The 13646-nt window shown below is 64.8% G+C and carries 10 protein-coding genes and 1 tRNA gene; 4 read left to right on the top strand and 7 right to left on the bottom strand.

The features are described 5' to 3' along the window. Positions 1–80: 80 nt before the first annotated feature. Positions 81–1337, bottom strand: coding sequence for an iron-containing alcohol dehydrogenase family protein (locus C493_RS02315; RefSeq protein WP_007257781.1), 1257 nt, complete (start codon positions 1335–1337; stop codon positions 81–83). Between the two features lie 163 nt (positions 1338–1500). On the opposite strand from C493_RS02315, the gene C493_RS02310 reads away from it, so the two are divergent. Continuing rightward, a complete protein-coding gene (locus tag C493_RS02310; protein ID WP_007257780.1) occupies positions 1501–2208 on the top strand; it encodes a hypothetical protein in 708 nt (235 codons plus the stop codon). 94 nt (positions 2209–2302) lie between these two features. On the opposite strand, the gene C493_RS02305 is transcribed toward C493_RS02310, so the two are convergent. The 5 genes from C493_RS02305 to C493_RS02285 all read right to left on the bottom strand — a co-directional run bounded on the left by C493_RS02305 (position 2303) and on the right by C493_RS02285 (position 6164). Continuing rightward, complete coding sequence (locus tag C493_RS02305; RefSeq protein WP_049889090.1) at positions 2303–3325, bottom strand: ring-cleaving dioxygenase; 1023 nt, start codon at positions 3323–3325, stop codon at positions 2303–2305. Positions 3326–3542: 217 nt separating this feature from the next. Then, complete coding sequence (locus C493_RS02300) at positions 3543–4187, bottom strand: 30S ribosomal protein S3ae (protein ID WP_007257778.1); 645 nt, start codon at positions 4185–4187, stop codon at positions 3543–3545. Further along, complete coding sequence (locus C493_RS02295; RefSeq protein ID WP_007257777.1) at positions 4184–4477, bottom strand: KEOPS complex subunit Pcc1; 294 nt, start codon at positions 4475–4477, stop codon at positions 4184–4186. Before C493_RS02295 ends, C493_RS02300 begins: the two co-directional genes overlap by 4 nt. Next, positions 4474–5685, bottom strand: a complete 1212-nt coding sequence (locus C493_RS02290; RefSeq protein WP_007257776.1) for a hypothetical protein — start codon at positions 5683–5685, stop codon at positions 4474–4476. Before C493_RS02290 ends, C493_RS02295 begins: the two co-directional genes overlap by 4 nt. 11 nt (positions 5686–5696) lie before the next feature. Next, complete coding sequence (locus C493_RS02285) at positions 5697–6164, bottom strand: 30S ribosomal protein S15 (protein ID WP_007257775.1); 468 nt, start codon at positions 6162–6164, stop codon at positions 5697–5699. Between the two features lie 1360 nt (positions 6165–7524). Here C493_RS02285 and C493_RS02280 point away from each other — a divergent pair. After that, positions 7525–7596, top strand: a tRNA-Ala gene (locus tag C493_RS02280). 86 nt (positions 7597–7682) lie between these two features. On the opposite strand, the gene C493_RS02275 is transcribed toward C493_RS02280, so the two are convergent. Beyond that, positions 7683–8687 (bottom strand): tyrosine-type recombinase/integrase, encoded by a 1005-nt coding sequence (locus tag C493_RS02275; protein WP_007257774.1) that lies wholly within the window; start codon positions 8685–8687, stop codon positions 7683–7685. 364 nt (positions 8688–9051) lie between these two features. On the opposite strand from C493_RS02275, the gene C493_RS02270 reads away from it, so the two are divergent. Both C493_RS02270 and C493_RS24260 read left to right on the top strand, forming a co-directional pair. Continuing rightward, on the top strand, positions 9052–9300 hold the full coding sequence (locus tag C493_RS02270) for a MarR family transcriptional regulator (protein WP_007257773.1): 249 nt from the start codon (positions 9052–9054) through the stop codon (positions 9298–9300). 1314 nt (positions 9301–10614) lie between these two features. Continuing rightward, positions 10615–12450 carry a DUF7286 family protein gene (locus C493_RS24260; RefSeq protein ID WP_007257771.1) on the top strand — a complete coding sequence of 612 codons (1836 nt, stop codon included), beginning with the start codon at positions 10615–10617 and terminating at the stop codon, positions 12448–12450. Positions 12451–13646 lie beyond the last annotated feature (1196 nt).

The following is a 13646-nucleotide window of genomic DNA, read 5'->3' as shown; positions in this document are numbered from 1 at the left end:
TTCGGTCGCCGGTCCCCGAAACTCACGACGCCGAGCGAAGACGACGCCGTACTCGAGGCCGGTTTTTCGGCCCTACCACGCTACCACGCCGCCTCGAGGATCGCCTCGATCTCCTCGACGGTCGGATCCAGCCCCGGCGGCGCGTTCGCCATGAAGGCGTCGGCGAGGACCGCCTCCGCGACCGCTTCGAACGCCTCGGGTTGGGGGCCGTCGACGTTTCGCAGCTTCGACGGGAGACCGAGTCCATCCCGGATCTCCGTGACCGCGTCGATGACTGCCGCGTCGTGATCCGCAGCGTCGTCGACGCCGAGCGCGTTCGCGAGCATCCCCGAGCGCGCATCGACGGCCGGCTCGTCGAAGAGGTACTCGAGGACGTGGGGGACGACGACGGCGTGGGCCGCGCCCTGCTGAACGTCGTCGGTCCGGGTCAGGGCGTGACCGAAGGCGTGGACGATCGAGAGCGTCGTCTCGCCCGGGCGCGTGATACCGTACTGGACCAGCACGATCCCCTCGAGAATCGTCTCGAGAGTCTCGACGCCGCGGTCGCCGTCGCCGAACGCCCGGAGGCCGTCCTCGAGTTTCTCGAGGCCGTGTCTGGCCGTCGCGTCGGTGATCGGCGTCGCGTTAGCCGCGTACAGCGTCTCGATACCCTTGTCGAAGCCGTTCATCGCCGAGCCGGCGAGGATCGAGTCGGGCGTCGTCGCCACGAGTTCGGGGTCGTAGACCGCCGCCGCGGGCGTCAGCGCCGGGTCGGAGATGCCGCCGCTGACAGCCTCGTCGACGGGACAGCAGTTTGGGTGGGCGGTGAGGCCGGCGACGTGCGAGAGTTCGGCGCCCGCGAGCGTCGTCGGGATCGTGACGATCGGAACCAGTTCTCCGTCGTCGTCCTTACCCTCATCCTCGCCCCCGCCGGGAACGGGCAGCGTCCCCGTCTCCTCGAACTCGCGGCCGGCGGCCGCCGAGCCGAGATCGCTCGCCGCGAGCACGCTGGCAGCCGTCGCCACGTCGAGGCTGCTGCCGCCGCCGAGTGCGACGATTGCATCGGCGTCCGTCGCGTGGAGTCGATCCCGCGCCTCGAGCGCCGTCGAGAGCCGCTTGTTCGGCGTCGTCTCGTCGAAGACCCCGGCCAGCCGATCGCCGAGCCCTGCCTTCACCGGTTCGATCACCGTGGGCGTGCTCCCGACGGTCGAGCCACAGACGACCAGCGCCGACTCGAGCCCCCGCGTCTCGAGTTCGGCCGCGAGGTCGTCGACGCTCCCGGTCCCGAAACGAATCGTCGCCGGATGGTAATCGAAGCGAAACGACGGGTCGCGGCCGCTCGGGTGCGTCTCGGTCATGGTCGGTCGTACGCGAGTAGCGGTGTTAAAATCGGGCCTCGCGGCGATCGATTCGTCGCGAACGGTCGCTAATTGTGATAGCTAACGTCCGGATACGGTTGACAGTGGTCTGACGTGACAGCTACCATATGGCTTGATGGGTATTGGCACACAAGAGAGACGTATGCAGCGGCGCACGGTCATCACGGCGGTGGGATCGGCACTCGGAGCCGTCGGGTACGGCGGAACGGCAGCGGCACAGGACCCCGCGCTGTTCGAGGTGACGTTCGTCGGCACCAACTCGCCCGTCGGCCCCGGAGAGCTACTCGAAGTCGACGCGACGATTCAGAACGTCGGCGGCGAAACGGGAACGACCGATATCGACTTCATCGTCGGCTACGACCCGCAACTCGAGGGGAGTCAGACGCTGACGCTCGTCCCGAACGAGCAGTACCCGGTCGTCTTCACCTTCCGGGCGGGCCAGCCGTCGGGCGGTCACGAGGAGTTCCCGATTCGGGTCGACACCGGCGCACACACCGTGACCGAGATGGTCACCGTCACCGAAGACGCGGGGAACGGTACCGGCGATCCCGCGGTGTTCGAGGTGGCGAACGTCTCGACGAACTCGCCCGTCGGCGCCGAGGAACTCCTCGCGGTCGACGCGACGATCGAAAACGTCGGCGGCGAGACGGGGACGACCGATATCGAACTCGAGGTCGGCTACGATCCGCAGATCGAGGACAGCGAAACGTTGACGCTCGGCGCCGGCGATCGGGAGGCGATCACGCTCCTGTTTCGCGCGGGGGATCCGTCGGGCGGCTCGGAGTCGTTCCCCGTCCGGGTCCACACGGGAGCGCATACCGTCACCGAGATGGTAACGGTGATCGACTGAGGCGGTCCGCCATCGGCGTGGCGTCGGCGGCGGACGTCCGCCAGCGCCGACACGACCGCGACCCCCTTTCGGCGCCCTCGAGTCCCGTCTCCGATCAGTTTTCGACGCTCGGCCCGTCGAACTCGGGGAGCCGAGCCTCGATCCGCTCGCGTTCGGCCTCGAGTCGGTCGGGCAACACGAGGCTCGAGCCCAGTTCCTCGCGGTCCTCGTCCTCGGTGAAGCCGGGCGCCATCGTCGCCATCTCGAAGAGGACGCCGCCGGGTTCGCGCGCGTAGATCGACCGGAAGTACTTGCGGTCGATGACCTCGGAGGGCGAGAGCCCGTGGTCCGCGTAGGCCTCGCGCCACCGTTCTTGCTCCTCGAGGTCGCGGGCCTTGAACGCGACGTGGTGGACCGTCCCGACGCCCGTTCGGCCGCGGTTCGCGTCGGTCTCGACGAGGTCGACGATCGATGCCGGTCCGCCTGTCGCGCTTCGGAAGCGGTGGCGGCCGTCGACCTCGTTCTCGCGCTCGTAGCCGAGGACATCGGTCAGGACCGCTGCGGTCGGCTGGATCCCGCTGACGGCCAGCGTGACGTTGTGAAAGCCCCGGAGCTGGTGTTCGGCGGGGACCGGGCTCGCCGACCACGTCGTCGCAATCGAGTCGCCGTGGTCGATCGTGCCGTCGCCGACGTCGATCTCCGTTCCCACCTCGTCGGGGTCACCGTGGGCCGTCTCGTCGTCGGCCGCAACGAGTTCGAGGCCGATCCCGTCCGGATCCGCGAACGCGAGGACCGTCTCGCCGAAGCGTTCCGTCTCGGTGACGTCGACGTCGCGGTCCTCGAGGCGGTCGCGCCAGTAGTCGACCGATTCGGTCGGGATGCGGTAGGCGGTCGCCTGTGCCTGTCCGGCGCCGAACTCGCCCTGTCGGCCGTCGTCGGTCCACGGGAAGAACGTGATGGTCGTCCCCGGCATCCCACCCTCGTCGCCGAAGTAGAAGTGGTAGGAGCCGGTGTCGTCGTGGTTGACCGTCCGCTTGACGAAGCGCAGGCCGAGCGTGTCGACGTAGAAGTCGGCGTTGCGCTGGGGATCGCCAGCGATCGCCGTCACGTGGTGGAGTCCGGGGGTGTCCGGTGTCATACTCGATCGTAGGGACTCGAGCATCACGAGCGTTTGCTCTCCGTCGTGTCACCGGGTGACACAGCTGTTACCGCCACGTCGGCTCGATCCGCTCGAGCGACTCCCGTGATCGTGGCTCGAGAGTTCACGCCGTGTAACGCCGTCGCTCGAGTTCCGACGCACGACTCTCGGCGTCGGGCGCAGAAAAATCGCAGTGTCGGCCGTCGAAACGTCGCCGTTAGTCGTCGCCCGTCGCGACGTCTTCCTCGTCGACATCGACCGCGGTCGCCTCCTCCTCGGCGACTTCTTCGGGGTGGGCCTCGAGCGTTGCCTTCTGGATCTCGACGCGGCGAAGCGGGTAGATCGTCTTGGCTTCGCCGTAGATTCCCGAGGAGAGTCGCCCCTCGACGACGCCGTCGATGAGTTCCTCGAAGGATCGGTCGGCGGCGGCCTCTTCGACCATCTCGACCATCCGTTCGCGGATGGCCTTCTCCTGGCTCGCGTCGGCCTTCTTGGTCGTGAAGGCGACGGGCTGGATCTGGACGCGATAGTCGTCCGTCGTGAGGACGGTGACGTAGGCCTCGATCTTGGAGGCGCCGCGACGGACCAGCGAGCGCAGGTAGTCCCGCGTCAGCGAGTGCTCGACGAACTCGGTGTACGCCGCGTCGCTGCCGACGTCGGTGATCTTGAAGGTCAGCTTGGTGTTGTTCTCGCTGGCGTTGTTGTTGAGTTCGCCGAGCGTCGTTTCGATGGTTCGGTCGTAGACTTTCTCCGGTTCGTCAGCGGGGGTCTCGCCGAGTTCCTGGCGGTCGAACTGCTCGGGTGCCAGAACGGTGTACCACCGCTTCTCCTGTTTCGCGCGTGAAACTGATCGTTCACTCATGATGTATCGTGTGTTGTGTCTGTCTCGGACGCAGTACCCGCGTCCGTCGGGTCGTCGGACTGTTCGTCTCCGCAGCGTGTCGCGTCGGCCACGTCGGTCGCAACCTCGAGGTTCACCACGTAGTCGTCGATGTTCGAGTGGAGTCCGCTGGTCGTCTCGCGTTCGATGCGCGTGACGACGGTGCCGTCGTCGACGACGGTCTCCATCTCGTCGGTGTTATCCGGGCGAAGCGCCCGGGCGACGAGCTCCGGATCCTCGTGGCTCGTTCGGACGGTCGCGCGCCGACTCATCGTCGATCCCTCACGATCTGGACGATCGTCGCTCGGTCCACGCTCGCGTCGTACCGCAGGTAGCCCCGGCGGCGGCCGCCGTCGTAGGCGACGCCGTCGATGCCGACCTCCGCGAGTTCGCGGGCGACGGCCTCGACGGTCGCGCCGAGTGCGCCCTCGCCGCGGGTCGCGATCGCCGCCTCACCGTCGGCCGTCACCAGGACGGTCGGCTCGGGCGACCGCGTCGCCGCGGCGAGTCGCGCCACCGCCTCGACCGGGCCGTCGTCGATCCCGATCGCGAACAGGCCGTCGTAGCGGCTCGTCGACGCGCTCGAGAGCGCGCCGTGAGCGCGACGGCCGTGCTCGCGCCAGGCGTCGAGCGCCGGGTCGCGGGCGTCGTGGCCCATCGCGAGGGCGGCGCCGGTGCCGGGCTCCTCGCGGGCGGTCGCCTCGAGGACGTCCGCGTAGCCGCCGATCGTCGCGAACGGCCCCTCGGGCGTCGCGTACGGTCGGAGCGCGCGCTGGATCGTCTCCGCGGCGATCGGTTCGGCGGCGTCGTCCCCGACGGCGTCGAGGGCGACGAGCGAGCCGATCGCCCGGTGGTCGTCCGACGTGAACGTCTCGAGGTCGTCCTCGAGGGCGACGTCCAGCGTCGTGAGCGCGTCGCGGGTCGCGTCGACGTCGCCCGACCACGGCGCCCGAAGGCGCGTGGTGTGAGCGAGGCCGTCGACCGGACCGTCGGTCGGAATCGCGACGCCGGGTCGACGCTCGACGAGTCCGCGTTCCGCGGCGGCCTCGAGAACCCACTCGCTCTCGCCGGCGCCGGGTTCGACGCCGGCGGCCACGAGCCCCGCGAGCGCGAGGCCGTGATCCGGCGTCGCGTCGAGTTCGCGGACGGTCTCGAGCGCCGCGAGCGTCGCGGGTCGGTCGTCCGCGTCGAGGCGGGTGTAGCTCTCGATGTCTGGGGCGTCGACCGCGCCGATCGCGACCGTCGCGTCGTCGGCCGCGAGTTCGCGGTCGGCGATGCGGGCCGTTCGGTCGGCGACGGTTCGGGCGACGCTCACCTGGTAGGCCGTCCCGCGCGCCGCGAGCGCCCTCGCGAGGAGGCCACTCGCCGCGAGCGCGTCGCCGTCGGCTCGCGCGACGACGTGGACGAAGCCGGTGCCCTCGAGTGCCGCCGCTGGCGCGGGGGCGGACGCCGACCGTGGGGAACGACCGTCTGTGGCCATGCGTTACTGGGTTACTCGTCGACGATCTGCTTCGCGACGTCGTAGGAGTACTTGAAGTCGGGCTCGAGGGCGTCGCCGCGGTAGTAGTCGACGAGGCGGCGAACCTTCGATTCCGTGTTCTGCAGGGCGCGCTTGTTCTGGTAGTCCTGCGGGTTCGAACGGACGTGCTCGCGCAGGCGAACGGCGCGTTCCATCAGGTTGTAGAGGTCCTCGGGGAACTCCGAGTCGGCGTCGTTCTCCTCGAGAATCTCGGTGACTTTCTTGCCGGTCGCCAGCTTGACGTCCGGAATCGGGGTGCCGGTGACGCCTTCGTCACGCAGCTTCATGCCGATCTGGCTCGGCTCGTAGCCCTGCTCTGCCAGTTCGACGACGCGGTCTTCGATCTGGTCCGCGTCGACGTCGCTCCACTCCGGGGGTTCGTCTGCCGCCGGCTTGTCCGAACCGGACGAGCCGCGACGGCGGGTGTGCATTCGTGCCATTGTTGAGGATAGGAACCGCACTGACCGCTCCGAAACGAGCGTCCGAGCGCCGATCGGTCGGCTCTCGGTGCACTTCCGCAATCCCAAGCCGTCCCGAATAGTGGACGGCGCAGTCAGATTTGCGGCCGTGCGCTTCCCACCGATGTCTTCTTTCGGACGGACTAAAGAGTTTCTAGACTGGGCTCCTCGAGTCGTATCGGGTGGGTGCTCGAGAGCGGACAGTGTCGGTGGTAGCCAGTACTCGAGGGCGGACGCCCTCGTCGGTACCACCACGAAAGCCCCTGACGCGCTCGACCCCCCGGGGCTCGCTGTGCGCGCTCCCTTCGGTCGCGTGCTTACGTCGCCCGGGAGGGACCCAGCGCGTCAGCCCCTTTCAGTCCCACCCGCCGTGGCTTGACCGGTCAGCCGGCACGGGTGGGACTGAAAGGGGCTCCCGCTCTCGAGGAAGGTCGACGACGCAAGCACTACAGCGAACGAAGTGAGCGAAACGCGCAGCGGGGCTCCCGACTCGAGAGCGGGAGGGGCTTTCGTGGTGTTCTCGAGCGAGCCAGTCCTGAAAGGGTTGGAACCGAGCGGTACCGATCTCTCGACTGATTCTGTCCCACGCGCGTCTCTTCTGTACACGGTCCCGTCGTGGGTGACGATCCCCGTCACGTCGCCGTAGTCGTCGACTGCGCTCGAGGAAGTCCATGGTGCGCATCTCCCGTTTTACTGTGTGTCTCGATACCACTGACCACGCCCTGCGTGAAATGGTTACGCCCGAGTAGCGGCGCTCGAGGCCGACGAAACCGACCCCAACGGGGCTACCGCAGCGACCGAACCTGCCCCGTGGTCAACAGACAGCCACACGGCTGCCCGCGATGGGTGTACTGTCCCTTCGAGACGACCACCACGAGCGGCTGTTCGCAGTTCGGGCAGCTGAGCGGCTCGGTTGATTCGACCTAGTCGCTCGAGCGAGGCTCGTCCTCGCTCATCGGCGCCCTCCGCCGGTTTTCGTGGTCGAGACGGGGATGCGTGTGACTCGAGTGCGATACCGCTGGCTTGCGAGACGTTTATATCGCCCCAGTAGGAACGTAATCATGGCTTCAAACCGGTCGTTTGGAAGCCACGTCTCGGGTGTTCCAGCACCCGGGGCATTTCAGCGCATGCCCCCTGCGACGGATCGGACTCGTAGCTTCCACTCGTGTGGTGTCTGTATATTAACTTATAACTACTGGAACGGCGCTGGTTTGCTCGGGGCGTGTGCGATACCGGCAGGGCCGACTCGAGGGTCAGGGACAGTGGTGTGGTAAGGCGTGGGAGGGCTCGAGAATTTCGAGGGGTTTATCTATTCCCGGGGGAAACTGGTGAATGCGAACGAGGGCTCGTAGATCAGAGGTAGATCACTCCCTTGGCATGGGAGAGGCCCCGGGTTCAAATCCCGGCGAGTCCATAGAATTTTGACGCTTCAGGTCTTCTAACGGCCGAATTCCGTATTTGACCTATTGCAATAGCAGCAAAAATTTGATCTCGATTCTCCTAGAGTTCTTCGATATACTCACGTCGTTGTTCCATCATCTCGCGATCCGTCCGCCGATCGTAGTGGTGCTCGAGGCCGTCCGGTGACACGTCACAGCGATCGCTGACGATTCGCTCCGGGATTCCCTCGCGGAGCTGGTATGTGATTGCACCGCGTCTGATCGTGTGCGGCGAGAGGCTGCTGGGACACTCCGAGTAGCGGTCGTACTCGCGTGCGTCGCACTCCATCGGATCGCGGTCGTGCGGACAGTCTCCGACCAGGCAGGGCTGCGTGAGTCGGTAGACCTCCGTCCGGATCTGGCCGGCACTCAATCGGCCGAGTTCGCTCGTAACGAGCGGCTCTCGCCCGTAGTCGTCGGTGACATCGTGGCGATGGAACCGGATATACTCGTCGAGGACGTCACAGTAGTAGTCGTCGAGCGCGATTGCTCGTTCGGCCGGCTCCTTGTTCTTGAGCGGTGTCCCCGTCTCCGGACGGTGTCGAAGCCAGAAACACCGATCGTCGGAATCGTAGTCGCGGAGGTCGATCGCGCGGAGGCTCCCGAGACGAATTCCCGTATGCCAGAGGATCGCGACGAGAACGTGCTGCCGACTGGCGCGTTTGTACCGCTCGAGATAGCCGAGGATGTTCTTGGCGCGGTCGAGCTCGAGCAGTTCGTCACGTGCGTCTTCGCCGCGATCGAGCTCCGGAAGCTTCACACGTTCGCGCATACCCGACTCGACGGCGTCGATCGACGCACAGAACTCGAGGAAGACGCGCATCGTTGCGAGTTGGCCGCGGAGCGTGACGAGGGAGATGTCCTGCTGTCGCCAGACGCGGTAGCGGTGCAAGTCACGCCCGGAGAGCTCGTTAAGGTTCTCGAGGCCGACCTTCTCACACCATTCGACGAACGAATCGAGTCGGTATTTGTGGTTCTGGAGCGTCTTCTCGCTCAGTTCCGGCTCTCGATGCGCGACGTAGAGTTCGACCGCCTCTCGAGGCGTGATCGGCTCGAGGTCGCTCACGTGGTCTCGACCTCCGTTGTACCGGTGAGGGACTGGTTTAAGCCAGTACACCGTGTGCTGTCGCCGTCGCAGCGAACGTCAGATCTATTGGCGGGTGATTCTTCTTGCCGTGCGTGGGATTTCGATCCCACGGGAGTTCCGTCGTTCATAGGTTGACCTACGGAGCTACCGTCCGGGTGGCGTCCCAGCGCCACCCGTTTTCACACACCGACGAGAGTCGTCTTCGCCCGTCTTGATAGCTCCTTGTCAGCTACTTCTGGCCAGCGTTGCATAAATGCAACGGTATTGCAAATGCGCACCAGACGGGTTAAATAGGGGCCAGTGTGGTATACTCGATACGTGAATGCGAAAATCTGGATCCTGGATGACGATCTGGGACGATCGAATACTCGAGTACATTCGAGCGGAGGGTTCGGGATCGCCGACCGAACTCGAGGAGAGCGGTTACGTGCGGGTCTCGAAGTCACAAATCTCGCGGCGGCTCCGTAAACTCGCGGACCACGAGTTGCTCACTCATCTCGGAAACGGTGTGTACGTGATCACGGAGAGCGGCGAGGAATATCTCGAGGGTGAATTGGATACCGGTGAGGACAGCGCTGAGACTTCGGAATAGGGTCTCGAACGGAAATGATAACGACAAGGACTGTCTGCACTCGATAATTGAAGCCGAGGTTCGCTCACTGACTTCTCCGTTACAGTGACGTTTTACCGAAACGGAAACAGAGCATGCTCGAGACCGAGTTGGGTGAGATGAGTGCGTTCCCGATTTTCCAGAAAGGTCTCCTTCCAGATAGCGAGTGAACCTATCGATTGATCCTCTTCGATACCACCATCTCGGCCGAGTCTCGCGAGGGTTCCATCTCGACACCACCCACAAACGACCGATCGGGTAATAGACTCTGCACGCTCCTCAGTTCGCTTCGATAGTCGGACGGACTCCCCACTCTTCTCTGGAATCAGTTTGATAAGCTGTCTAGGTAGCGGTTTTCGGGAGAGATAATGGACCAATGGGAACTGATCAACACACTCTGCCGAAAACACATTTTATCCGAGTTTCGACAGGCACCCATATTGCGTAAGCGCCGGCGAGTCCACTCAAAATTTTCTACACTGATCGTGCAGTCACCGAACTGCTGCTTACCGACGGCGGAGAAATCACCCCGAAGGACGCAGCCGAGATGATCGGCTACTCCTACCGGACGATCCGGCAAGTGGTCGACTGGCTCGAGGGCTTCGTCCGGCACACCTACGGGAAGCTCGAGGTCGAAAGCGACTTCGCTGACTCCGTACTCGAGAACGACGAGCGAACATTCACACCCAACTCCTCGCCAAGATTACCGGCGTTCAGCCGAAAGATATCCCGATCGTCGTCCTGACATTCGAGCATCGAGATCGGGAATTGACGGTCTTACCCATCGATACCGACTCCGCTGCGTTTACTCCAGCCGAGTACAATCTCTCGAAACTCGCTCTCGAGTACGTCGATTGACGGTCCCACCGTCGGGCCGCTCGAGACCGGAGGCGCAACAATCACATATTCTATTTGACTAGTTCTGTCATTTAAATGCGATACCGGAGCAACGACGCCCTATGGACTGGGATGCCGTTTCGGTACCATCGCGCCTCGAGCACGCTGCAGACGGACACGTCACTAGTGGCCGTACACCCATCGAAACCAGTGCTGCGAAGCGGCCCGTGTCACTCGAGTGTGGACCCGCCGATCGCCTCGACAGCCCGGCTCGAATCGGGGTGTGGTCGTCGTGAGACCCACGCACGCAATCGATACAGCTCCCGACGTTGCGCTGGCCCTGTTGGTTGCGATATCGTCGCTCGATCGAACTAATACCCGCGCCAACGACGCCATCGAGATCCAGAGTGGTGCACTCACCGAAGCGACCGCGGACGGGCCCATTCAGACCCGCATCCTATGACCGGAGGACGACCACAGACACTCTCCGTCTCGCTCGACGACCGCGCTCGGATCCCGTTCGCGGTGATCGGCGCCTTGCTCCTGGTCACCAGTGTCATGGTCGTCGGTATTCTCGAGTCGCGAGAGATGCCCGACGTCGACGCGGATCGGGCGGCCGCGATGGATCGAACCGAAACGGCCGCCCAGAGCGAGCTCCGGAGTATCGTCGTCGACGCGACCCAGCAGGCGGCGGCACAGCCGATGACGTCCTCGAGCGTCGACGGTCTCGAGGAGTTATCCGAAGACGAGGTGTTCGAACGCTACCTCGAACTGCTGATCTACCTCGGCGCACAGGAGTCGCTCTCGACGGCCGGCCAGTCCGTCGGCGACGCCGAAACCACGGTCTCGCTCGAGGGTGAGGTCCCCGACAACCCCGCAGCGGCGTTCGACAACGCTGACGACCTGGTCACGGTGACCGAACGCGACGATGGCGACGGCCTGCTCGACGTAACTCTCGAGCAGGTCACGATCACCCTCGAGGACGGCGACACTGTCGTCGACGAGCGGACGCTACCCGAACTGACGGTCACCGTCGGCACGCCGATCCTCGAATTACAGCAGGCAGCCCGGGAGTACGAGAACGCGCTCGATGAGGACTTCTTCGACGGCAGCCCCACTCAACTCGAGAATCTCGCCCACCAGACGGCCCTGCGGCTCTATCCGATGGCGTACTTCAAATCCCTGCGCAACCGGATGGACGANCCCACTCAACTCGAGAATCTCGCCCACCAGACGGCCCTGCGGCTCTATCCGATGGCGTACTTCAAATCCCTGCGCAACCGGATGGACGAGGGGACCGGGACGGACCAACAGCCGTGGACGTTCGACGAAATCCTCGACAACGAACAGACGGAAGTGATGGTCAACGATGCGATTTTCGGCGTTCAGGAGGACGTGTTCGGCGAGGACGCCGTCGATCCGCACGCCGATCGGGTGATGCGCCCGGCGTGGGCGTGTCTCGTCGCAGATACGCTCGAGGCGATGGCCGACAGTGACGATGCCGAAAACGGAGACAAAGACGCGTACGAGGCGTCGGTTTCGGTGCCAGGCGACGTCGGCGATGCGACCGTGTTCGTCGGCGGTGAAAAACGCGGCACGACGGGCGCCGACGCTGAAGTGACGTTCGAACTGACGGCAAACGAGACGCAGCGAGTCGTCGTCGTCGCTGACGGCTACGACCGAATCGATACCGATCGGTATTTCTCCGAACAGGACGCNCTGACGGCAAACGAGACGCAGCGAGTCGTCGTCGTCGCTGACGGCTACGACCGAATCGATACCGATCGGTATTTCTCCGAACAGGACGCCGACCACCACGTGTCGCTGGCGCCGACAACCGACCGAACGATCGGCGTCTACGACTCCGGCGGAGACCCGCTCGCAGACGCGGAGGTTAACATCTGGGACGACGATGGGCTCGTCTATGCGGAGACCGACGCCGACGGAACGGTCGATCTCGAGAGCCTCGAGGGCCTCGAGATGGACGACGACACCGATCTGACTGTCGAGGTCTTTGCAGAGGGATACGGTAGCTCGTCGGAATCGCTCGAGGCCGACGGCTCGGCCGCCGTCGTCCTCTCGTCGGAAGACGACCGAGCGGCCGACGACCTCGAGGAGGAAGCGGGACTCACGGAGTACTTCGACGACCCGGACGTCGCCGAGACGGTCTGTGAGGAGGTCCGTGNCCGTCGGTGGCCGACATCACCGGCGGGTTGTTCGGCGAGATTGACCCGCTCTCGCAACCGGAACCGATCGAACCGAACGAACTCGCGGAGATCGTCTACTACCAGATGACCGGCGTCGACGAACTCGCGGCCGTGCTGGACGACTTGCCCGACCAGATGAACCCCGACGAAATTACCGACCCGATCGGCTACACGGAGGGATTCGAGTCGGCGATCGCAGAGGAGGAGTTCATCGACGAGAGCTACGACGTGACCGTCGAACGGACGACCGACGTCGCGTTCGATTCGCTCCCCGAAAACGAGAGTCACTCCTTCGAGAACCACACCTACTCCCACTCGACGTACGACTCCGGCGGCGTCACCAACGTCGACGTCTTGCACTCCCAGCCGTGGCAGCGATCCGGGGGCGCGTACACCGATCGCCCGCTCCATCGGCTGACCGTCGACACAGAGGTAGACATCCAGGAAACGTCCGTCTTCGAGTACTCGAGGGAGGAGTCAAACGCCAGCCGAGAGATGCCGGGTTTCGAGAACCCACACGANGGTAGACATCCAGGAAACGTCCGTCTTCGAGTACTCGAGGGAGGAGTCAAACGCCAGCCGAGAGATGCCGGGTTTCGAGAACCCACACGAACAAGCCAACGAGACGAAGACGCTCGAGCGGCCCGCAGAGACGCTTACGGTCTCACTCGAGATCGAACTCGACGGCGAGTTCGCGGCCGACCTCTCGGTCCCGCAAGGCGAGATCGACGCCGCCCTCGAGTCGGGNACGGTCTCACTCGAGATCGAACTCGACGGCGAGTTCGCGGCCGACCTCTCGGTCCCGCAAGGCGAGATCGACGCCGCCCTCGAGTCGGGTGTCGGCTACCCCGCACGCGGAGAACTCAGCGGACTCGCCGACCCCGACAACTACCAGCACGTCGTTCTCGACGCTCTCGAGACGACTCTCGAGGTGGGTGCGCTCGACCCGAACCGTGACCTCGCCTCACAGATCGAAGCCGACCTCGCCAATTCGATCACCATCTCGAGGCTGGCGTCGACGCCCGATCCCGACGCCGAATCGACCGTCGCTCGAGACGTCTACGACGGCATCACCGCCGCGGAGTCGGCGACCTACGGCTTCGACGACCTCGAGGGCGATTCCGAACTGACGAGACCAGCCCTCGAAACCTGGCTCGAGGACGACCTTCGGGCGGTGACAGCCCACGTCAAAACGGAGACCGACACGATCGAGAAACCGCGCGTCGACTTCCTGCAAACGCCGTCGCCGTTCCGGGCGCTGACGGACGAGGTCGAAGCCGTCGA

Source organism: Natronolimnohabitans innermongolicus JCM 12255, assembly GCF_000337215.1.
Taxonomy (GTDB): Archaea; Halobacteriota; Halobacteria; order Halobacteriales; family Natrialbaceae; genus Natronolimnohabitans; species Natronolimnohabitans innermongolicus.
The sequence above is the reverse complement of the archived record's forward strand: the minus strand, read 5'-3'. Positions and strand labels throughout refer to the sequence as shown.